This is a genomic window from Beijerinckia sp. L45 (genome assembly GCF_009765775.1).
In the GTDB taxonomy this organism is placed as follows: Bacteria; Pseudomonadota; Alphaproteobacteria; order Rhizobiales; family Beijerinckiaceae; genus RH-AL1.
The window spans coordinates 52,997-74,664 of record NZ_LMUU01000259.1; the positions used below are offsets into that span (position 1 = coordinate 52,997).

Consider the following 21,668-nt stretch of genomic DNA (forward strand, 5'->3'; position numbering starts at 1 on the left):
GGACATAGAGAATCATGTCCGGCCTGAGTGCGTGTTATCGACGTCCATCTGTATATCGTCGCGCCCCGAACGGCTCGGTCCCGGCGAATAAAAGCCCTGGTCGTAGCGCTTGCGCTCGTCTGCCAGGCCGCCGCGCCGCATCAGGCTCGGGCCGAGGACGCCGGCAACCGCGACTTTCCGGCGACCCTGGTCGTCGATGAGCCGCAAGTCGAAACCGAGATCGCGCCGCAAATCGCGCGCTGGACGGCCGACAGGGCGCGCCGGACCGACTTCAGCACCGACGTCTCTTTGAAGCTCGCGGCCCCTTTGAGCCTCGTGATAAAATCTGATTTCACATCGCTTCGGCCGGGCAGCAGCGGCTTCCAAGATGCGGAGGTCGGCCTAAAATACCAGTTCATCGCAAACGCCGAGCATGAGTTCATCTTCTCGGCCGGTCTTTCCAGCATATTGGGCCGGACGGGATCAGCGCAGGTCGGGGCCGACACTTTCACCACTCTCGTCCCGACCCTCTATTTCGGGCGAGGCGCCGGCGATCTGTCCGATAGCTTGGCCTGGGCACGGCCATTCGCCGTCACCGGACAGCTGGGTTTCGAGGCTCCGGTTCAAGCAAGGTCACGTCCGTCGCCGTCGACACAAGGCGTCGACGACCCTTATCAGTCGAACCCCTACGCTCTCAGTCTGGAAGGGTCGTTTCAGTACAGTTTTGCTTACGCCGCGGCGAACGTACCGAGTATCGATTGGGCGAAAAGTCTGAAGGGGTGGATTCCTCTTGTCGAATACGAGATTGAGATCCCGATTGCCAACAACGGATCGCGGGTTCCGACGACGGGCACTATCGATCCCGGCGTTCTTTGGGTGATTGGCGATGTCACGCTCGGGTTGGAAGCCCTGATCCCGATCAATCATCAGAGCGGCAGACACCCCGGTGTCAGGCTGCAGCTTTCCTATTCGTTCGCGACGCCTTGGCCCTTGGCGGGCGGCGGCCCAAGCGTTTCCGATTGATCGACCGCGGCTCTCTTTTTTAAAAAAATTTGAGCATTTTCTCGATCACAAAAGTCTGCAACTTTTGTGGAAAATGGTCTGGCCTGTTCGACCACCGCCTCGGCCTTACGAAGGTCGGAACGCCGGCGTTCAGCCGAGGCGATTGTATCCGGCGCGCCAATAGACGAGCGCTCCGTCGCCGCCGAAAGCTCGTGTCTCCCGGACCCGGCCGATGACGATAGTGTGGGAGAAGCGATCGACGAGATCCTCGACGTCGCATTCGAACGAGGCGAGGGCGTTGGCCAGAACCGGCGGGTAGTCCGATCCGCCGATCCAATCGCCGCCGGCAAAGCGGTCGGCGCCCTGGCTGCCGTCGCGTCCTGCGAAGCGATCGGCGATCGCCTGATGCTCATGGCCGAGAATGCTGACGCCGAAGCGACCATGACTTTTCAGCAGCGGAAGGCCCGACGCGCTCTGTTTGACACAGACGAGAAGGCTCGGTGGATCCGCGGACAGTGAGGTGACCGATGTGGCGGTCAGGCCGCCGCGCTCGGCGCCCCCGCCCACCGTGATGATGCTGACGCCGCCGACCAGGTGGCGCATCGCGGCGCGAAAACTTTCGCGCTCGGTATCGGTGTGCGGCACGGGCTCGCGCGGAACGCTGGGAGAGACTGAAACGGTCATCGGGTATTGGGCTCTTGGTGTAGGGGCATGGTGAAAGGCAGCCGATCCGGGCGGTCTACTTCCCCGTCTTTGCGTCAGCGGGCGCTGCGGATGAACGGACGTCCGAGGTCAGACGGCCCCGTGGCGCTTCGTCCGATCGCGACCCACGCGACGAGCGCGAGAACGAACGGAAACATCAGAAGAAGGGCGGGGGATATGTTGAGGCCGATCGATTGGCCCTGGTACTGCAACGCGTCGGCGCAGCCGAACAGGATCGAGGTCAACACCACCCAGATCGGATTCCAGCGCCCGAAGATGGCGATCGCGATCGACAGATAGCCGCGGCCGGCGGTGATGTCGTCGACGAAGACGCCGCCCGACGCCACGATGGCGAGATAGGCCCCGCCGAGGCCGGTCATCGCGCCGGTCGCCAGCATGGCGCCGAAACGGATCGCGGTCACCGACAGACCCGCCGCATCGGCGGCCGTGGCGCCCTCGCCGGCGGCCCGGACCAGGAGGCCGAGCCGCGTATAGCGAAACATCAGCCACAGGAGCAGGCCGGCCACGACGCCGCCGTAAAGCAGCGGGCTTTGCGAGAACAGGCCGCGCCCGACGATCGGCCAGGTCGAGAGCACCGGGATCTTGTAGACCGAGACGGCACGCACCGAGACGGATTCCGTCGGCCCGGCCAGGAGAAGCTGGCGGAGCAGCGACGTGGTTCCCAGCGCCAGCAGGTTGAAACCGATGCCGGTGACGACCTGATCCGCGCGCATGATCACGACGGCCGTCGCCAGGATCGCGGCACTCGCGACACCGCCACCGACGCCGGCGGCGACCCCGAGCATCGGCGACCCGGTCAGCACCATGGTCGCGGCACCGGCGAAGGCGCCGATAAGCATGATGCCTTCGAGCCCGATGTTGAAGACGCCGGCGCGTTCGGAGATCAATTCGCCGAGGCTTGCCAGGATCAGCGGGCCGCTCAGGCGAACGGCCGAGGCGAGGAACAGCCCGAGCGTTACCGCGTCGATTTCCACAAGGGTCTCCCTTTCAGAAGCAGGACGCCATGGACGCAGGCCAGGATCACGATGGGCAGGCCGGTCATGATGTCCGACAGCGCGCCGGGAATGCTGAGCACGCTCTGAAGCGCCAAGGTTCCGCTCGATATGGCGCCGAAGTACAGCGCGACCAGCACGGTCGCCAGGGGCTCGAGGCTGCCGAGGTAGGCGATGGCGAGACCGTCGAAGCCGATGTTGGTGCTGAACCCGTCGATCAGCCGGTACTGCACGCCCAGGACTTCGGTGGCGCCAGCCAACCCGCCGATCGCGCCCGAAATCGCCATCGAGCTGACGAGAAGCCGGGCAACCGGGAGGCGCTGCACCTGCGCGGCTCGCGGACTCAGCCCGGTGGCGCGGAGGCGAATGCCATAGGCCGTATGATACAACAGGAACCACACGACCGCGGCGGCGAGCAGCGCCAGAATCACCCCGGCATGAAGCCGCGTGCCGGGGACGAGCACCGGGAGGATCGCGCCATCGGCCACCTTGGCCGACATGTTGAACTCGGATCCCCGTGGCTGCAGCAGCCCCTGGACGAGATATTTGACGAGATAGATGCCGATGAAGTTGAGCATCAGGGTCACGATGATCTCGTCGGCCCCCCGCCAGAGTTTTAGGACGGCGGGAATCAGCGCCCAGAGCGCGCCGAACGCCGCGGCGCAGAGGCATGACAAGGGAAGCAGAAGCCAGCCTAGGGAGGGCGGAAGCATCGTCGCGGGCAGGATCGCGCCGATCGCCCCGACCTGCAGCTGTCCCTCGCCGCCAAGGTTGAACTGGCCACACCGCAGAGCCACGATGGCGCCGAGCGCCACGAGAAGCCGCGGCGCCATAAAGACCAGCGTATCGGCGAACGCCCGTTGCGATCCGACGGCGCCCATCACGAAAACGGACAGGCCGCGGCCGGGGGCGACGCCCAGCGCCGCGAGAATGCCGAGGACGAGGATGAGACTGACGGCGAAGGTCGCGAGAACGATGCCGAGGCGTAGGCCGCCGCCGCCGAGATCGAGCAGGCGCGCGCGCCACGATATCGGCGGCGGGAACGCGTCAGTTGCGACATCTGTCTTCATGACGCCATCCTGCTTGCGATGTCCGCATCGCGTCCCCCGACCATCCACTGGCCGAGGCGATCGGCGGTGGCATCCACGCCGGCGATCTCGCCCGCGAACTCGCCCTCGTAGAGAACCTTGATCCGATCGCTCATGCGCATGATCTCCTGCAGGTTGCTGGAGATGAGTAGGACGGCGAGGCCGTCATCCGCGGCGCCGCGGAGTCGCGCCAGCACCTCTTCGCTCGCCGCCACGTCGAGGCCGCGGGTCGGCTGGTAGACGATGAGGACGCGCGGGGCGCCGCTGAGCGCCCGGGCGATGACGATCTTCTGCTGATTGCCGCCGGAGAGACTGCGCGCCGGCAGCGCGATGTCGGCGGTCCGCACGTCGTAGGTCTTGGCAAGGTCGCGGGCCCGCATCGCGATCGCGCCATGTCGCAAGACCCCGAAGCGGGAATAGGCGGCGCCGTCGAGCTGGTCGAGCAGCAGGTTGATCGATACGGGAAGATCGAGGATCAGGCCTTCGGTGTGCCGATCCTCGGGAACGAGGTTGACGATCGGCCGCTGCCGTGCGTCCATGGCCCGGGTCCACACCCGGCCCGTGACCGGCGCCCGCAGGCCCGCCAGGATATCGAACAATTCGCGTTGGCCGTTCCCTTCGACGCCGGCGATGCCGACGACTTCACCCGCGCGCACTGTGAGGTCGACGGCGTGCAGACCGGACGAAAAGGCGGTGCCTGGAACCGACACGCCTTCGAGGCGCAGTTCCTCCTCGCCGACCGCGTCGACGCGGCCCGGCAGCCGGCTATCGACGGCGACGCTGCGCCCGACGATCTGCTGGACCAGCGCGTCGCGATTCATCTCCTTGGTCAGAGCGGTGCCGACGAGCGTGCCATGGCGGATCACCGAGACGCGGTCGCTGTAGCGCAACACTTCGTCGAGATGATGCGTCACGGCGACGACGGCGTGACCTTCCCGGGTGAGGTGGCCGAGCACGCCATAAAGCGATTCCGCCTCGCGGGGGTTGAGGATCGTCGTCGGCTCGTCGAGGATCAAGACGACGGCCTCGTTGACCAGCGCTTTCAAAATTTCGACCCGCTGCTGGATGGCAAGCGGCAGACGCCCCGTCAGGGCGGACGGATCGAGCGTCATGCCATAACGCTCGGCGATCGCCGCGACGTCGCGGTCCGTCCGGAGTTTGGCACGCACGGCCGGCCGTGCCGCGAGGCACAGGTTTTCTTTGACGGTGAAACTCGGCACAAGTTTGAAATGCTGGTGCACCATGCCGATCCCGTTGGCGATCGCGTCAGACGGGCTCCGGTGGATGACCTGGCGGCCATCGATCAGGATGCCACCCTCGTCCGGCTGCTGAAGGCCGAAGAGGATGTTCATCAGCGTGCTCTTGCCGGCGCCGTTTTCGCCGACGATCGCGTGAAGCTCGCCTTTGCGAAGGGACAGGGACACGCGATCCAGCGCCACATGCGCCTTGAAGCGCTTGGTCACATGGTCGATCGCGACGATCGGCGTGTCCCGCATGTCCATCGTGCTAGTTACTTCTCGACGTCGATTTTCTTGGTGGCGATCGCGTCGATGACGGCGAGCGTCTTGGTCTCGACGGCCTTGTCCACGTGCTTGAACGGCGTGCTCAACGTCCAGGCTTTGCCGGCGAGATCGAGCGGCACGACCTTGTCGCCAAGCGTGTGGTCGGTGAACATCTTGCCGATCTGATCGTAGGCCATCGTGTAGTTCAGCATGGTGCTGCTGACGATGGCGTTGGGAAACTTGGCGCCTTCGTCGGTATATTCACCCATCGTCATCGCGGTTTCCTGATCCGCGGCCTGCTGAATCCCGGCATCCGCCGCGTCGGCGGAGGGGATCACGAAGTCCGCACCCCGGGCGATCAGACCCGTCGTGATCTCCTTCGCCTTGGCGACATCGGTGAACGAACCGGTGAAGACGGTGTCCACCTGGATTTTCGGATCGACGCTCTTGGCGCCCTTAATCATGAATTCGATCGACCGCTTGGCGGAAGGAATGGGCTCCGCGGCGACGATCGCGATGTGATGCGTCTTGCTCGCCCCGGCGCCCAGAGCGCCGACGACGTAACCGTACTCATCCCAGTTGACCGACCAGGCCGTATAGTTCTTCAGGCCATGGCTCGAGTCGGCATAGCTGTAGAGGACGAACTGCGTGTTGGGGAAATCCGGAGCGACTTCCTGGATCGCCGCGGCATAGCCGGACGAATGACAGATGATCATCTTGACGCCGCGCGAGGCCAACTGGCGCAGCAGTGCCGGCGCCTTCTCGTACGACGCACCCTCGACGTGAGATGGTTTGAAGTTATACTTCTTGGCCATCTTCTCGAAGGCCTGATAGCCGCCGACATCCCAGCTGCCCTGCGTCACCGACCCGGTGAAGAGACCGGCGACCTCCGGGAGATCAGCCGCAAATGTCGGCGCCGCGCTTCCCGAGACGGCAAGGGCGGCGGCGGAGACGAGGAGCATGCGGCGGGCGAGGCTTTTGTTCATAGGGGTCATGACCGTCGTGTTTCTATCTGGAGGAGGCGTTTCGGCAGGAAGCGGCTATCGGCAAGGCGAGAAAATCGGGCTGGCAGGTCGTGATCAAACTTGTGGCGTCTGCATCGGCGTAAGGGACTGGCAGCCGGTTACGCCGCACCATGCGGCAGCATCACGGTGACGTCGATTTCGACCAGCAGGTCCGGCTCGGCAAGGCCGGCGACCAGGATGAACGTGCTGGCGGGGTAGGGGCCGTCGCCGAAGAAACGCCCGCGTTCCGCATGCAGGGCGGGGAGGAAATCGCGGCTTGTCGCGTAGGTCACGAGCTTCACGATATCCTGTCGTGTCGCGCCGATCTCGGTGACCAGGGCGTCGATGTTGCGCCACGTCTGCGCAATCTGTGCCGCGATGTCGCCGGGCCCGACGATGATGCCGTCGCCATCCCAGGCGACCTGGCCGGTCAGGAACACCGGCGTTCCGGCCTTGACCACGGCATGGTTGTAATAGCTTTGCGCCTTCAGAGCTGGTGGATTGACGAGCCGCGTCATGCCGCCACCTGCCGCTGATTTGCGGAGGCGGTGGTGACGATGCCGTCTGCGGCCAATGCCGCCACGACGTCCGTGCCGACAGTTCTGAGATCGTCGATGAAATCGGGCACGATCACCGTCACGCCGTTGAGATTGGCCCCGCGGATGATCGTCGCGAGTTTGCGCGCGATGGTTTCGGGCGAGCCGATGACCGCAGCCTTGGTGATCGAGCGAGCCTCGGTCCCCTGCTGAATGAAACGGTTGGCCATGGTGTTCTGCTTGAGGCTTTTGTCGCCGGAATATTCCCGCGTCTGGTTGTCCAGAGCCACGCGATCGACGCCGGAATTGAACAAGGCCACGCGATCCTCGGCCTCCTTGTCGGTTGCGCCGGGCACGATGGTGAACAGGCCATAGGTCTTGAACTCAGGGCGATTCATGTCCGCGGCGATCTCTTTGGCGCGCAAGCCCGTCTTGATGAAATCGTCGGAGTCGCTGCCGAGCAGGAAGCTCCCGGTGCAGTTCTCGACGGTGAAGCGGAACCCGCTGTCGGAACCGCCGGCGCAGATGATCGGCGGCAGCTTCGCCGGCTTGGGATTGGACATGCAATCGGTCAGCGTGAAGAACTCGCCTTCGTGGTCGACCCGCTCCTCGGTCCACAACCGCTTGGCGACGGTGATCCATTCCTTGGCGAGGGTGTAGCGGCCGGCGTGATCGAGGTCGCGCCACAGACCCATCTGGCCCTGGTCGCTCGGATTCGAGCCGGCTACCAGATTGAGGCCGAACCGTCCGCCGGAGATCTGGTCGAGCACCGCAGCCATCTTGGCCACCACCGCCGGATGGAACACCATCGTATGAACGGTGCCCCACACGCCGATGCGGCTCGTCGCCTCCGCAATCCCGGACATCGTGGTGAGGGATTCGAGCGTGGTATCCCAATGCTTGCTCGGGCCGCCGTAGCCGCGCCATTTCGCCATACTGAGCGCGAAATCAAATCCAAGGTTCTCGGCGAGGACCGCGACCTGCTTGTTGAAGGCATAGGTTGCCGGCGTTTCGGGGCTTGTCGTCGACGTGATCCAGCCGCCGTTTCCGACAGGCAGGAAGACGCCGAGCTCTACGGATTTTTCAGCCAAGCCCATTGCTCTATCCTCGTGGCGAAAGGGGTACGTCGCTGGGCAAAATCTAGCAGCCCGCCGCCGCGGGCGCATACCCGAGATTGCACTATGCCGCGTTGCCGGAGTCGCAACGCTCAATCCCACGCAAATCTTTTGGGCGTTTCCTGGCCGAATGTGCCACTCAGTCGTGCATAGGGCGCCAACTTTGTCGCGACGATTCTACGCTTTTCCTAAAAGGTCAGTGAACATAAGGCGATGGGAAAAGCGCCGTCTGCCGCCAGAAGCAGCACAGTTTGGCGTTGCAGTTTGGGCAACAAGCATCCGCTCGATCGGTGTTACGGCTCGACGCGGGCACCGATTAACAAGAGATCATCAGCACAGAACGCCGAGCTTCTGGTTTGAGGCAACACCACCACCAAGCGCCACAAAATGCGCAATTGGTTTTGTGTGCCACTTACCTTTAGCGCGGACGGGTCGCGGGGGATCGCGACCCGCTGTATGGATCTCACGAGGGGACGAAACCATGAAACAGCGCTATTTTGAGTCCGGAGGCATCGGCCTCGTTGCCATCGGCCTGCTCGCCCTGACCGTCACCGCGGGTAAGGCTGCGGAGCAGTCGAGCGCCGCGCTTGACACGCCCAATGCGACGGCGCCGACGGTATCGGTGGCTCAAAAGCGTCGCATCAAGCTGCGGCACCGTGCTGTGTATCGGGGTGGTGCAACCGGATCGAACGCCGGCCGGATCTCGCCCGACTCGCATCCCGCCGCGCTGGCCGCTCCCGTGGCGGCAGGCCCGACCGGTCCCCTGTCCAAGGTCGGCAAGGCTTTTGAGGACGCCGGCATCACGCTGCATCTCTTTGAAGTCGAGACCTACTACAACAACCTCAATTCCGGCATCGTCAAGAATTCCAGCAGCAATACCGCCTTCTTCGTCGCCGGCGCCGACTTCGACATGGGTCATATTGCCAACATCACCGGCGGCACGGTGCATGTCGAGGAGCAGCTGTTCCACGGCGAGGTCAACGTTCTGTCGACCGGCGCGCGCTACGGCGGCCTGACGTCCGGATACGAACCCGTCTACAATCCGACGGATAACCAGCTGACCGTGCTGACCTACGAGCAGAAGTTTGCCAACGACAAGCTCGACATCGAGATCGGTCGTACGAATGCGCTCAGGGCGTTCATCCTGCCGATCTGCCCCAACCTCGTGAGTTGCTGGAACGACGTCGTCGAACAGGATGCCCGGACCCGTACGGGCCACTCGGCATCATGGGGGGCTCGCGCGGCCTACAACATCACCCCGGCGCTTTACGTGCAGGCCGGCGCCTATGAGGACAATCCCGATGCCGAGGCCGAACACGGCTTCAACTTCGCGGCAACGAAATCGACGGGCGCCATCCTCCTCGGCGAAGTCGGCTACAAAACCGACTACACGACCGCAAAATATCCCGAGCGCGTCGAGGCGGTCGGCTTTTACAACACGTCCACGGTCGCAGACCCCTATTTCACGACCACCGGCCAATCGGCGGCCCTCAATCCGGGTCAGCCGCTCAGAATGAACACCGGCGACGGCGGCTTCGTGCTCGACGCCATCAAGACGGTCTGGCGCGCTGACGGTGGTCTCACCGACAACCTTCACCCGACGGCGCTTGCGGCCTATGCCAGCGTCTCGGCACCCGTGACCTCGGGTGCCCTTGTCAGCATGGAATCCTACGTCGGATTGACGCTGCTGGCGCCGTTCCAGAGCCGTCCCTTCGATACGTTCGGTGCGAAGATCCACTTCACGCAGCTTTCGAACCGCGAACAAGCCTATCTTCAGGACTCCAACATCGCCGCCGGTGGTTCCGGGTACACCAAGTCGCGCAACGGCATCGAGTTCGAATTGAGCTCGCATCACCAGATCGCCAGCTATCTCGCGATCAACACGACGATCCAGTATTTCGCCAACAACAACAATTTTTACAACCCGGCGTCGACGGTCGCCTCCCGGGACGGCTTCTACTTCGGCATGGACGCCGCGGTTCCGATCGGCGCCATCCTGGGCCTTTCGAGCCAGCCTTACTAAGGTTTCAAAAACGACGACAAAGATCCGCCTTGCGGTTCCGGCTTCCGGGATCGCAGGGCGGCATGCTGTTTGGGTCCAACGCAGATGCCAACACGCGAAACGTGGACTCAGGGCCGCTCGACCTGCGGCACGCCGCTGTAATCGATATCGCCGATCATCGCGAATTCCTTGGCGATCTTCTTGAGAAACTCGGTGGCGGCGTAGGACAGCGGGCGTTCGCGATGCACGCAGATCGTCGACTTGGCGCCCGCGAATTCCGGCTCTTCGATCGGCACCGCCTTCAGCAACCCTTCCTGGATTTCGCGCATCGCGGAGAGCCGCGGCCCGATCGTCACGGCGCGGCCCGCAAGCGCAATGCCGCGCGTCAGCTCGAGCTTGTTCGTGGACAGCATGACGCGTGCCGACAGCTTTCGGGCGGCGATCGCGCGATCGAAAATCTGGCGCAGCCCAAAGCTTCCAAGCGGCAGTGCGACCGGAACGTCGCAGATCTCGGCAAGCGATAGGCTGGCGCGGTTGGCGAGCGGGTGGTCCTTGCTCAACAGGCACACCACCGGCTCGACATGTTCCGCCACGACCTCGATCTCATCGCGCGGACGGCTGTTGTAGACGGCCGCGATGTCCGCTTCGTTGCGGATCAGCGCCTCAATCATGCGGTCGGTCGAATCGGACGTGACGGTGAAATTGATGGCGGGATACTGCGCATTGAATTCGGAGATGACGCGGGGCAGGAAGCCCGAGACGATGCCGTCCATCACGCATAGTTTGACCTCGCCCTCTTGCAGACCTTTGAAATCCTTGATCGAGGCCTGCAGCCGCTCAAGGTCGTTGAACATGCCGAGCGTATAGCGTTCCACCATTTCGCCGGCCGGCGTCAGCATGATTCCGACGTTGGTGCGCTCGACGAGCAACGCGCCAAGACTGTGTTCGAGCTGCACGAGCTGTCGGCTCACCGCCGAAGGTGCGATATGCAACCGGTCGGCGGCGCGGCGGATCGATTTCGTCTTGGCCACTTCATTAAAATACTTGAACGCCACGAAATTCATTGCTGGTCGCCTTCTTCGCCCTCGCGCGGCAGAGCATCTGGCGCCGATGCCGTGTGATGCAAAACCGAGGCCACAAGAGCCATTTCCGTTGCCGTAACGGCAACAAGCGTCCATTCGTTTGGGTGAACTCGATCGACGGATCGTGCGTCCGCCAAGGTCCGTCCGAGCGATCGCCTTGATTATGCGACGCGAGCGGAGCGCAAAGCGCGAGACCCACGAGACAGCTCAATTCGGGCAACGCCGCCGTCTCGACTTTGATCTACGGCGATGCAGGGCCAGTTGCTACTGACGGCATGTCGCGCGGCGGTGCCGCCTTGGGCTGCAAGCCTGTCGAAGCAAGAATCTCAACACCGACGGACATGGCGCATCACGCGCCCTTCGTCCGCGCTATTCTGGGGGCATGGACATTGGCTTTTGTCGCGGTCGAGGATTCGGAGTTCTACTACGAGATCTCCGGTGAGGGGCCGCCGGTCGTCCTCGTCACGGGCCTCGCCGGTGTTGCCTCCTATTGGGAGCCGAACATCGCCGAGTTGCGGAAGCATTTTACGGTGCTTCGCTACGATCATCGCGGAACCGGCAAAAGCGTGCGATCGGAGCGTGATTATTCGATCGAGATGCTGGCCGACGATCTCCTGGGCCTGATGGATGCCGTCGGCTTCGAGCGGGCTTCGCTCATCGGCCACTCGACGGGCGGCGCCATCGGACAGGTCCTTGCAGCGCGCTATCCCGAGCGCATCGATCGTCTCGTACTGTACGGGACGTGGGCGACCCTGTGCCCGCAGATGCGGCTCTGCATGGAGCTTCGGCTGAACCTGCTGGACGCCTATGGCGTCGCGAAATATCATGAGGCATCGCCGATCTTCCTCTATCCGCCGCGCTTCGTCTCCGATCAGTGGGACCGGATCGCGCGCGATCTTGTCGCGGCGGTTGCGAACTCGACGACGCCGTCGATCCTGAAAGCGCGCGTCGCTGCCGTCGTCGATTTCGATGGCTCGTCCTATCTGCCCGACATCGAGTCGACGACCCTGATCCTGGTTGCGCAGGACGACATTCTGACGCCGGCCGGCTGCTCCGAAGAACTGGCGCGAGGGATCCCGCATGCGACGCTCAAGGTTTTGTCCGACGGCGCGCATGCCGTGTCCCACTGCGATCCGAAAACCTTCAACGACACCGTCATCGCCTTTCTGACTGTCTGACACGGCGATTGGCTTTTGCATGCCGATCGCACCACCCGAACCCGAGAAGAGGACCCGACCATGAATACGCCAATCAACCCGAAAGACTGGATCCGCGGCAAGACCTCGGCCGGCACCTATCATCTGAACTGGGGCGTCAAAGCGGGAAATCATGTCTATGTCGCGGGCATGCTGGCCACCGACCCCTATGATGGCAGCATCGTCGGTGTCGGCGATATCGAAGTCCAGACGCGTCGCGTCCTCGACAGCATCAAGACTGTGGTCGAGGCGGCAGGCGGCACGATGGACGACGTGACGTTCAATCAGATCTTTCTGCGGGACCTTGCCGACTACGACAAGATGAACGCGATCTACGTCGAGTACTTCCCCAACCTTCTGCCGGCGCGGTTTTGCGTCAAACTGGAAATGGTGAAGCCGGAGTTCCTCGTAGAGATCGCGACGACGGCCGTGCTGTCCGCGTAACGTCGATCGCAGGACAATCCCCGCCTTCCCAACACCCGCACCAAGACCGCTGCGACGCCTCGACGTCGCAGCGGTCGTTTTTCTTCCTCAGCCTTGACGCAGTGAGCTCATGACGACTATCGCCTTCATCGGTCTCGGGAACATGGGTGGCCCAATGGCGGCCAACCTGCAAAGGGCCGGTCACACTGTCGTAGGCTACGACGTCCAGGCGGAAGCCTGTGCCGCGGCGAAAGCCCGGCACATCGTGATTGCGTCGTCGGTCGCCGCTGCGGCACGCGATGCCGACGTCATCGTCACCATGCTTCCCAGCGGTGCCTTGGTGAACGCCGTCTGGCGGGAAGCGACGCGGGCCGCTCGTCCCGGCACGATGATGATCGACTCTTCGACCATCGATGTCGCCAGCGCGCGGGAGGCCCATGCTTTGGCCCAGGCCGCAGGCCATGCGTCGCTGGATGCGCCGGTTTCGGGCGGCACCGAGGGCGCGAGCAACGCGACCCTGACGTTCATGGTCGGTGGCGCGGCGGACACGTTCGCACGCGCCAATCCGATCCTTGCCGCGATGGGTCGCAAGATCGTGCATTGCGGGATCGCCGGAAACGGTTAGGCGGCGAAGATCTGCAACAACATGATCCTCGGCATCTCGATGATCGCCGTCAGCGAGGCCTTCAATCTTGCGGAGAAGGTGGGGCTCTCGCATCAGGCCCTGTTCGATGTGGCTTCGACCGCGTCGGGCCAGTGCTACGCGCTGACCGTGCATTGCCCGGTGCCTGGGCCTGTCCCGACGTCGGCATCGAACCGCGATTATCAGCCAGGCTTCGCGGCGGAGCTGATGCTGAAGGACCTGGGCCTGTCGCAGAGCGTGGCGAGCGCCGAAGGTCTGGGAACGCCGCTTGGCGCAGCCGCGTGCGACATCTTCGATCGGTTCGTGCAGGCCGGCGGCCGCGGCAGGGATTACTCAGCCGTCGTCACCTACCTGAAGCAGCTCCATCCATCAGCCTGACACGCGTTCCATTGCGCCGTACGGACGGCGGCGCGTGCTTCCCGCGTCGTTTTCTGCTCTAGCTCCGGCGTCGCAACGTTTTGAGTGAGAGTTCCATGAAGGTGGCCGCAGACCTGTGTATCGTGCCGATGGGTGTCGGCCCGTCGGTTTCACCCTATGTGCGGGAGATCAGGACGATCATCGAGTCCAGTGGCCTCACCGCGACGATGCATGCCAATGGCACGAACGTCGAGGGCGAGCTGAGCGCCATCTGCCGCCTGGCGGAGCAATGCGAAGCCAGGCTCGCCGAGCTGGGTGTCGAACGCACCTTCTTCACCCTGATCTTTTCGACGCGTCGCGACAAGGATCAGTCGATGGCCGACAAGATGGCTGCCGTCTCCTAAATGGACTGCAGTCTGGCGGTAAAGAACAGCTGGCTGGTTTGGTGCCAGTCAGGTCGTGCCGAAAGACAAGAATTCGGCGCTGCGGCTATAGAATAGAATGGCGCTCAAAATATCGTGATCTGGACGTCGAGGAGATTTTCTGCGCTCCATCGAAGTAGTTCCTTAAGAATCAGCGGCATACCCGCCGAATGTCCGCATACAACACCGTGACTCTGCCGCTGTGCAGAGCGCGAGATCGGCATTCGCCACCGAAATATCTACATCTTTCGGTCAATTGCGGCAGGGCACGAATCGCGTCGTAGCTATGCTTGGGCATAGGTGCATAGGTGAGGCCGTGAAAACTCGGAACGCTACGATCGACCGCAAAACCGCGACGCGCGCCGACCTCGTCGACGCGGTTTATGTCACCTGTCTGCCGGTCTCGCGCGCGGATACGCGGAAAGTCTTCGAAACGATTTTCGACGAAGTGTCCAAGGCCTTCGTCGGCGGGGACCAGGTCAAGCTTCGGGGATTTGGCGTGTTTTCGGTGCGCGAAAAGAGCGAGCGCATGGGGCGCAATCCCCGCACCGGGCTCGAAGCCGCAATCGCACCGCGCCGCGTCCTGACGTTCAAGCCCTCACCGGCGCTGATCGCGCTGATGAATGGCGGGAAGCCCCCGGCATCGTAGTCGGCAGTCGGTCTGCACGAGTCGTTGCGAAGGATCGCGTGGCCGCTCCGTCTCGGTGTCACGCCACGGCGAGCGCGTCCGGCTGGCTTTGATGTGTCTAGCAGGCAACTTAAGGCCGTCGCCGACTTAACGACAATAACGCGCCGTCCCGTGACTGCAGTATCCGGGTGCACGCCAACGCGTTGAATTTTATGGGATGTGCCGCACTCTAAATTAAGAATTATTGCGTATGCCGTGACATAGATAAAACGCGGCATAGCGATTTTGAGCAATGATTTTTACGTTTTTCAGGGGGCTTCGCCTATTTAGAGCCTTCGCGAGCGATCCTCGCGGATCGACAGCGGTCGAATTTGCATTGGTCAGCGCGCCTTTTTTCGCGCTCCTGCTCGCGTCCATCCAGACCGCGCTCGTCTATTTTTGCGGACAGTGCCTCGAGACCGCCGCCGAAAAGTCCGGGCGCCTTCTTTTGACGGGATACGCGCAGACCAACACCTTGAGCCAGCAGCAATACCTGGCACTTGTCTGCGCAAGGCTGCCTAGTCTGTTGTCCTGCAGCAACGTCATGATCGATGTGCAGAGCTATTCGTCGTTCTCTTCTGCGGTGACCTCCGCCCCTACGGTGAAGTTCGCGAAGAACGGCTCCGTGTCCAACGTCTGGAGTTTTAGCCCGGGCAATCCCGGCGACATCGTCGTGCTGCGCGTGATGTATCAGATGCCGGTGATCGGTGGCCCCTTGAACTTCACCCTGTCCAACCTCAGCAACGGCAACCACCTGCTGTTGGCGACGGCTGTGTTCAAGAACGAGCAGTACCAGTGATGTCGCCGACCGCCCGAATCCTGCAAGCAGTCCTGCGCGTGGCGCGCGACAAGCGCGGCGTATCGGCCGTCGAATTCGCGCTCGTCCTTCCCCTTCTGCTGTTGATCTATCTGGGCGGGTTCCAAATCAGCCAGATGCTTTCGGCCTATCGAAAGATGACCATCACGACGCGTGCCGTCGCCGACTTGACGACGCAGTACGTGAGCATGTCCAACGACGATATCGCGAACGTGCTCAATGCGTCTGCGCAGGTCATGGCGCCCTTTCCGACGACGAATCTGTCGATCGTCCTCAGCGAGATCACGACGAGTGCCGCAGGGGTCTCAACCGTGGCGTGGAGCCGGCCTTTCAATGCGACCGCGCTCACGACGGGCAAGGTGGTCGTCCTACCCGTCGGCATCATGCAGCCCGGCACGTCGGTCATCCTCAGTCAGGTCAGCTACCTCTACACGCCGACCCTCGGGTATCAGCTCACCGGGTCTCACTTGATGAGCGATCAGCTGTACATGCGCCCGCGCCAGGCGCAATCCGTGGCTCTCACCGGATCATGACAATGCTCCCAACGGTCCTGAACTTCGTGAAACGATTTGTCGGCGGGCAGCGCGCCAACGTGACGATCACTTTCGCGCTCGCGAGCCTGCCGGTGTTTCTGCTCATCGGCATGAGCGTCGACTATTCGCTTGCCGGGCGCCGCGAAGCGAAACTGAACGCGGTTGCCGATGCCGCGGCGCTTGCAGCGACAACGCCGGCGATGATGGTTCAAACGCCAGACACCGCCAAGGCTGCTGCGATCGCAATGTTCAACGCGCAGGCCAATAGCCTGTCGGGTGTGACCGTCGACGCGGCGAACCTTTCCGTAAAGGTCGTTGATTCGGCCGGTGCAACGGCAACCGTTCGAACGGCAACGGTTTCCTACACGGCCGCATCGCAGAATGCCTTCGCCACCTTGTTGAAGATGAAAACGATGACCATCGGCGGCACGTCGCAGTCGTCCGCCAACGTGGCGCCAAACATCAACTTCTATCTGCTGATCGATACGTCGCCCTCAATGGGCATCGCGGCGACGACTGCGGGCATCAATACGATGGTCGCCAACACATCCCAGCAGGGCGGATGCGCGTTTGCCTGCCACGAGACCAATCCCGCCGCGGGCGACGTCGTGGGGAACCCCGTCCCGAAACACAGCTCGACCCCGGAAGACAATTACACGCTCGCCCGAAATCTTGGTGTCACGCTCCGCATCGACCTCGTGCAGACGGCAGTCTCGAGCATGATCTCGACGGCGATCGCCACGGGAAGCCAGAATAACGCAAAATACCAGATCGGCACCTATACGTTCGACACCGCCTTCAACACGATAACGAAATTGACTTCAAACCTGTCGCAGGCGCAGTCCGACGCCGCCAATATCCAAATGCTGGAAGTCTATGGCGGCAACAATTTGACAAAAACAAATGACAATAACGACGAGGACACGCAATTCGATACGGCCATGAACAGCCTGCAAATTGCCAATCCTGGAAACGGCACGAACCAAGTATCGGACAGTCCGCAGGCCGTGCTGTTCATCGTGACGGACGGGGTGATTGACGAATTATATGCCGGCGGACGGAAAATCACGACGATCGGCGGCACAACGGATTGGTGTACGCCGCTCCGATCCCGCGGGGTCCGCATCGCGATCCTGTACACGACCTACAATCCGCTTCCGACGAATGCGTTTTACAACGACAATGTTGCACCGTTCCAGCCGAATATCGGAACGGCTCTGTCGCAATGTGCCTCACCTGGGCTCTACACGCAGGTCAGCACCGATGGCGACATCACGGCTGCCATCAACAACCTGTTTGCCAACGCCGTGAAGACGGCGCATCTCACGCAGTAACGCATGGCATCGGCAGGGGCAGCGCCAAACGTGTTGCGCTTCACGCCACTTTTGGCGCGAGATGGCTGTGCAATTGCCTCCCGATCATCCGGCGCACGTCGCTGAAATCGTGGTCGGCGACGTCGCGGGGGCGGGGCAGGGTGACGGCGTGGACGGAGTCGATGCGGCCGGGGCCGGGCGACATCACCACGATGCGGTCGGCGAGCACGATGGCCTCCTCGATCGAGTGGGTGACGAAGATCACTGTGAGGCCGGTGCGCTGCCACAACTCCAAGAGTTCGGCCTGCAGCCGCTCGCGGGTCATCGCATCGAGCGCGCCGAAGGGCTCGTCCATCAGCACCACTTCGGCCTCGTTGGCGAGCACCCGGGCGATCGCCACGCGCTGCTTCATGCCGCCGGAGAGCTGGTGGGGATAGGCGTCGGCGAAGCGCTGCAGGCCGACGAGCTCGACGTAGCGCTCCACGGTGTCGCGGATCTCGGCCTTCGGGCGTTTGCGCGAAGTCGGCCCGAAGGCGATGTTGCCGCGCACCGACAGCCAGGGGAACAGACCGTAGTCCTGGAACACCATGCCGCGGCTCGGCATCGGACCGGCGACCGGCTTGCCCCACATCAAAATCTCGCCGGACGTCGCGGTCTCGAAGCCGGCGACGATGCGTAGCAGCGTCGATTTTCCGCAGCCGGACGCGCCGATGATGCAGATGAACTCGCCGCGCTTGATCGTGAGACTGGCGCCGCGCAGCGCGTCGATGCGCTGGCCCTGCAGGCTGAAGGTTTTCGACACGTCGCGGATGTCGAGGATCGGCAGCGCGGCCTTATCCATGGGTAGGGCTCCAGGCCAGCAGGCGGCGGCCGATCAGCATCAGCGCGCGGTCGGAGAGGTAGCCGGCGATGCCGATCACCAGCATGCCGCAGATGACGAGATCGGTGCGCGACAGCTGGCGGGCTTCCATGATGACGGCGCCGAGCCCCGTCTGCACCCCGGTCATCTCGCCGACGACGATGACCACCCAGGCGAAGCCGAGGCCAAGCCGCAGGCCGGTGAAGATCGAGGGCAGCGCCGCCGGCAGCACCACACGCGAAAATTGCGCGCGGGGACCGCAGCCGAGCATCGCCGCCGCCTCGAACAGCCGCGGCTCGACCGAGCGGACCCCGAAAATCGTGTTGAACAGCACGGGGTAGAAGGCGCCGAGAAAGACGAGAAAATAGGCCGAGCGCGGGCCGAGGCCGAAGAGGATCATCGACAGCGGCAGCCACGCCGTGACCGGCACCGGGCGGAGGAACTGCAGCGTCGGGTCGAACAGCCGCTGCGCCAGCGGCACCCGGCCGATGAGCATGCCGAGCGGCAAAGCCAGCAGCGTGGCCAGCGCGAAGCCACCGAACACCCGCGACAGCGAGGCGACGAGATGGGTCAGGAGGGTGGCGCTGAAAGCGTCGTCGTTGATGCCGCCGACGGCGAAATCCTGCATCGCCGTCCAGACGTCGGCGGGCGGCGGGATCAGGCTGTAGGGCCGGCCGGCGGTCGCAAGGTGCCAGCCGGCCAGGAAGATCACGGGCAGAATAAGGGCGAGCGCCGGCGTCTTCAGCCGCGCCGCAAGGTTTTGGCCGCGCGGGATGGCAGGCGCCAAGGGATCGGCGGCCAGCGTCACGGTTGCGCCGCGGCCATCGCATCGACGAATTCGGTGTCGAGGAAGGTGGAAAATTCCGGGAGGCGCTTGATCTGCTTCAGCTCCAGCATGTGCTGGGCGTAGGCCTTCACCTGCTTGACCTCGGCCGCTCCGAGCTTCCACTTCAGCTCGACGTTGGGGATCGAGATGAGCAGCGCTGCCTTCTTCTGTCCGAGCTTCTGGCCGGCCATGGCGATGACGGCATCGGGGTTCTTTGCCGCGAAGTCCGACGCCTGTCGGTGAATCTGCAGCAGCAGGCGGACGCGATCGGGGTTCTGGTCGATCGTGTCGCGATGGGTGCCGAGGATCTGGTTGAGCGCGCCCATTTCCGTGCCGTAGGGATACTCGACCAGCGTCCCGACGCCCGAAGAGAGGCTGACGCCGGGCGCGGGTTCGGCCCCGACATAGGCGTCGATGTCGCCGCGCGCCAAAGCGATATGCATCTCGCTGAAGGAGATCCGCACCGGCGTGATGTCCTTGACGCTCATGCCTTCCATGCGTAGCCGCTCGAGGGCGAAGACCTCCTGCGTCGAGCCAGGCCATAGGGCGACGCGCTTGCCTTTCAGGTCTTTGAGGGTGGTGATCCCGGAGTCCTTCTTGGCGATGATCCCCATGCCGCGATCGCACATCAGGGCGATCACGACGATCGGCTCGCCGGCCGCGCCGCCGAGGACCGCGGCAGCGATCCCGAAGGTGCCGAAATCGACCGATTTGGTCACGACGGCGTTCTTGCCCTCGGTCGGGCTCTCGAACGGCAGGACCTCGATGGTCACGCCGGCAGGGGCGAATTGCTGGTAGAAGTAGGGTGTGATCGAATGGATCAGCCGGAGCACGCCGACCTTGATGGTGATCGGCTCTGCCGCAAAAACAGGCAGCGGCGCGAGGGCGAGGCCCGCACCGAGGCCGCTCAGGAGGTCGCGGCGGTTGATCATAGAGGGAATTCCTGGGATTGCTGTGTCGATCTCGACTGCCAGCAAGGCCCGTGCCTTGATGTGAGGCAGGCGCGCGGCTGCGTCAGGGTCCCATGGCGGTGGGCGGCATGAAACAGGGTATGACGTTTGGACGATCGTGAGTACGAATTGAAATTCGAGATCGATCCGCGTGACTCGGGCCGCCTCATGGCTCATCCGGCCCTGGCGGACGCTCTCGCGGCACGCGGCGCCAGCCGTTTGGTGTCGACCTACTTCGACACGGCAGGCGCGCTTTTGCGTGCGCGGCGGATCAGCCTGCGAGTTCGGCGATCGGAGCAGGGCACCGTGCATACGCTCAAGCGGTCCGGCGCCTCGATCGTCGACCGCGACGAGTGGGAATGTGTAGCGAGCGCGGCGCGCCCGGATGCGGAATGGCTCCGCTCGACCCCCTTGAAGGCGCTATTTCGTGGCCGTCGGGCCGAAGAACTCGATCCGCAGTTTACCGTCGAGGTCCGGCGCACGACGGTGCCGATCCGCTACAATGGCGCCGCTATCGAAGGCGCCTTCGACCAGGGGGAGATCCGCGCCAAGGATCGCGCGCTCCCGGTCAGCGAATTTGAATTGGAGCTCAAGGAGGGGTCGGCCGATACCGTGCTGGCGCTTGCCCGCGCGTTGGTGCGCGACCTGCCGCTCGTGTTGAGCCTCTCCAGCAAATCGGAACGCGGCTACGGCCTCGCCGACGCCAGTTGGGGGCGCCCGACGAAGGCGCTGGCCCTGACCCTTACCGACGGCATGACCCTCGCGCAGGCGTTCGAGGCCATCGTTCAAGCCTGCCTGCACGCGCTGCTCGTCAATGCCACCCTGATCCCGACGGCCGAGGCGCTGGAGGCGACGCACAAGGCACGGATCGCGCTGCGCCGCCTGCGCGGGGCGCTGAACCTGTTCAAGCCCGCGCTGCGGCAAGGCGCGCTCGACGCCCTCACCCAGGAGATCAAGTGGATCGGGGATGCGCTCGGCACGGCCCGCGATGCCGACGTATTCCAGAGCGAGGTCTTCGATCCGGCGGAGGCTGATGCGGCGATCCCCGGGGCCGCGGATCTCGCGACGATCATGCGCGGCCTGCAGGGGCAGGCGCATGCGGACCTGCAGGCCGCGCTCCACTCGCAACGATGGCGCCTGCTGGTGCTGGATTTGCTGGCATTTTCAGGCGATGGCGTGCGCAAAGCGGAACGCGATGCCGGCTACCGGCCTTTCGTCAAAGACCGCCTCGAACACGGTCGCCGGGCCCTGGCCAAACAGGCGGATGGCTTGTCGGGCATGACGAGCGATGCGCTGCACGACATCCGGAAGAAGGCCAAGATGCTGCGCTACAACCTCGATTTCTTCGAGAATGCGAAGAAGCTGGGGCGTGGGAGCAAGCCGTTCCGCCGGCTGCAGAGCGATCTTCAGGTGCTTCAGGAGACGCTCGGCGCGCTCCACGACCATGATGCGATGCGCGACCACCTTCGCGCGACGATGGTCGACCGCGACGTCCCGCCCGGCACGCCGTTCGTCTTTTGGAAAAGCGCGGCCTTTGCTGCCGGCATGATCGCCGCGCTGCCGCCGCAGGGCGATGCGCTGAAGCGCGCCGCAAAGGCGGCGCGCCGGATCGCTAAAGCCGGCGTATTCTGACGCGG

General features: G+C 63.5%; 22 protein-coding genes and 1 pseudogene. 11 read left to right on the top strand and 12 right to left on the bottom strand.

All coding sequences use genetic code 11. The features are described from left to right. Positions 1-12: 12 nt before the first annotated feature. Positions 13-231, bottom strand: coding sequence for a hypothetical protein (locus GSQ79_RS26410; RefSeq protein WP_158811726.1), 219 nt, complete (start codon positions 229-231; stop codon positions 13-15). Positions 232-288: 57 nt separating this feature from the next. Between GSQ79_RS26410 and GSQ79_RS26415 the strand changes: the two genes are divergently transcribed. Then, entirely contained in the window at positions 289-1,002 is a 714-nt protein-coding gene (locus tag GSQ79_RS26415; RefSeq protein ID WP_158811727.1) for a hypothetical protein, read from the top strand. Positions 1,003-1,131: 129 nt separating this feature from the next. Here the strand turns inward: GSQ79_RS26415 and GSQ79_RS26420 are convergent, their stop codons facing one another. The 7 genes from GSQ79_RS26420 to GSQ79_RS26450 all read right to left on the bottom strand — a co-directional run bounded on the left by GSQ79_RS26420 (position 1,132) and on the right by GSQ79_RS26450 (position 7,917). Next, entirely contained in the window at positions 1,132-1,665 is a 534-nt protein-coding gene (locus GSQ79_RS26420; protein ID WP_158811728.1) for a flavin reductase family protein, read from the bottom strand. Positions 1,666-1,739: 74 nt separating this feature from the next. Then, positions 1,740-2,678, bottom strand: a complete 939-nt coding sequence (locus GSQ79_RS26425; RefSeq protein ID WP_158811729.1) for an ABC transporter permease — start codon at positions 2,676-2,678, stop codon at positions 1,740-1,742. Beyond that, positions 2,660-3,766 (bottom strand): ABC transporter permease, encoded by a 1,107-nt coding sequence (locus GSQ79_RS26430; protein ID WP_158811730.1) that lies wholly within the window; start codon positions 3,764-3,766, stop codon positions 2,660-2,662. Before GSQ79_RS26430 ends, GSQ79_RS26425 begins: the two co-directional genes overlap by 19 nt. Next, positions 3,763-5,280: an ABC transporter ATP-binding protein gene (locus GSQ79_RS26435; protein WP_158811731.1), complete on the bottom strand. Its 1,518-nt coding sequence runs from the start codon at positions 5,278-5,280 to the stop codon at positions 3,763-3,765. The genes GSQ79_RS26430 and GSQ79_RS26435 overlap by 4 nt, the downstream gene beginning before the upstream one ends. Before the next feature lie 14 nt (positions 5,281-5,294). Then, entirely contained in the window at positions 5,295-6,272 is a 978-nt protein-coding gene (locus tag GSQ79_RS26440) for a BMP family protein (protein WP_158811732.1), read from the bottom strand. Positions 6,273-6,409: 137 nt separating this feature from the next. Beyond that, positions 6,410-6,808, bottom strand: coding sequence for a RidA family protein (locus tag GSQ79_RS26445; protein WP_158811733.1), 399 nt, complete (start codon positions 6,806-6,808; stop codon positions 6,410-6,412). Further along, complete coding sequence (locus tag GSQ79_RS26450; RefSeq protein WP_210253228.1) at positions 6,805-7,917, bottom strand: LLM class flavin-dependent oxidoreductase; 1,113 nt, start codon at positions 7,915-7,917, stop codon at positions 6,805-6,807. The genes GSQ79_RS26445 and GSQ79_RS26450 overlap by 4 nt, the downstream gene beginning before the upstream one ends. A 505-nt stretch (positions 7,918-8,422) precedes the next feature. On the opposite strand from GSQ79_RS26450, the gene GSQ79_RS26455 reads away from it, so the two are divergent. After that, on the top strand, positions 8,423-9,964 hold the full coding sequence (locus tag GSQ79_RS26455) for a carbohydrate porin (protein WP_158811735.1): 1,542 nt from the start codon (positions 8,423-8,425) through the stop codon (positions 9,962-9,964). A 107-nt stretch (positions 9,965-10,071) separates the two neighbouring features. Here GSQ79_RS26455 and GSQ79_RS26460 read toward each other — a convergent pair whose 3' ends face one another. Beyond that, positions 10,072-11,007, bottom strand: coding sequence for a LysR family transcriptional regulator (locus GSQ79_RS26460; protein ID WP_158811736.1), 936 nt, complete (start codon positions 11,005-11,007; stop codon positions 10,072-10,074). A 359-nt stretch (positions 11,008-11,366) separates the two neighbouring features. Here GSQ79_RS26460 and GSQ79_RS26465 point away from each other — a divergent pair, with 359 nt between their 5' ends. The 8 genes and pseudogenes from GSQ79_RS26465 to GSQ79_RS26500 all read left to right on the top strand — a co-directional run bounded on the left by GSQ79_RS26465 (position 11,367) and on the right by GSQ79_RS26500 (position 17,417). Continuing rightward, complete coding sequence (locus tag GSQ79_RS26465) at positions 11,367-12,203, top strand: alpha/beta fold hydrolase (RefSeq protein WP_158811737.1); 837 nt, start codon at positions 11,367-11,369, stop codon at positions 12,201-12,203. A 60-nt stretch (positions 12,204-12,263) separates the two neighbouring features. After that, positions 12,264-12,665, top strand: a complete 402-nt coding sequence (locus GSQ79_RS26470) for a Rid family hydrolase (RefSeq protein WP_158811738.1) — start codon at positions 12,264-12,266, stop codon at positions 12,663-12,665. Positions 12,666-12,774: 109 nt separating this feature from the next. Then, a pseudogene (mmsB, locus tag GSQ79_RS26475) lies at positions 12,775-13,665 on the top strand (3-hydroxyisobutyrate dehydrogenase). Between the two features lie 95 nt (positions 13,666-13,760). Then, complete coding sequence (locus tag GSQ79_RS26480) at positions 13,761-14,048, top strand: MTH1187 family thiamine-binding protein (RefSeq protein ID WP_158811739.1); 288 nt, start codon at positions 13,761-13,763, stop codon at positions 14,046-14,048. 355 nt (positions 14,049-14,403) lie between these two features. Next, positions 14,404-14,715, top strand: coding sequence for an integration host factor subunit alpha (locus GSQ79_RS26485; protein ID WP_210253232.1), 312 nt, complete (start codon positions 14,404-14,406; stop codon positions 14,713-14,715). 271 nt (positions 14,716-14,986) lie between these two features. After that, a complete protein-coding gene (locus GSQ79_RS26490; RefSeq protein WP_158811741.1) occupies positions 14,987-15,532 on the top strand; it encodes a TadE/TadG family type IV pilus assembly protein in 546 nt (181 codons plus the stop codon). Beyond that, positions 15,532-16,083: a TadE/TadG family type IV pilus assembly protein gene (locus tag GSQ79_RS29950; RefSeq protein ID WP_158811742.1), complete on the top strand. Its 552-nt coding sequence runs from the start codon at positions 15,532-15,534 to the stop codon at positions 16,081-16,083. Before GSQ79_RS26490 ends, GSQ79_RS29950 begins: the two co-directional genes overlap by 1 nt. A 2-nt stretch (positions 16,084-16,085) precedes the next feature. Next, positions 16,086-17,417 (top strand): TadE/TadG family type IV pilus assembly protein, encoded by a 1,332-nt coding sequence (locus tag GSQ79_RS26500; protein ID WP_158811819.1) that lies wholly within the window; start codon positions 16,086-16,088, stop codon positions 17,415-17,417. A gap of 40 nt (positions 17,418-17,457) precedes the next feature. Here GSQ79_RS26500 and GSQ79_RS26505 read toward each other — a convergent pair whose 3' ends face one another. The 3 genes from GSQ79_RS26505 to GSQ79_RS26515 are packed head-to-tail and all read right to left on the bottom strand — an operon-like array spanning position 17,458 to position 20,013. Next, positions 17,458-18,237 carry an ABC transporter ATP-binding protein gene (locus GSQ79_RS26505; protein WP_158811743.1) on the bottom strand — a complete coding sequence of 260 codons (780 nt, stop codon included), beginning with the start codon at positions 18,235-18,237 and terminating at the stop codon, positions 17,458-17,460. Next, on the bottom strand, positions 18,230-19,057 hold the full coding sequence (locus GSQ79_RS26510; RefSeq protein ID WP_246725616.1) for an ABC transporter permease: 828 nt from the start codon (positions 19,055-19,057) through the stop codon (positions 18,230-18,232). Before GSQ79_RS26510 ends, GSQ79_RS26505 begins: the two co-directional genes overlap by 8 nt. A gap of 2 nt (positions 19,058-19,059) precedes the next feature. After that, positions 19,060-20,013, bottom strand: a complete 954-nt coding sequence (locus GSQ79_RS26515) for an ABC transporter substrate-binding protein (RefSeq protein ID WP_158811745.1) — start codon at positions 20,011-20,013, stop codon at positions 19,060-19,062. Between the two features lie 126 nt (positions 20,014-20,139). On the opposite strand from GSQ79_RS26515, the gene GSQ79_RS26520 reads away from it, so the two are divergent. After that, on the top strand, positions 20,140-21,663 hold the full coding sequence (locus GSQ79_RS26520; RefSeq protein ID WP_158811746.1) for a CYTH and CHAD domain-containing protein: 1,524 nt from the start codon (positions 20,140-20,142) through the stop codon (positions 21,661-21,663). The last annotated feature ends 5 nt before the right edge of the window (positions 21,664-21,668 follow it).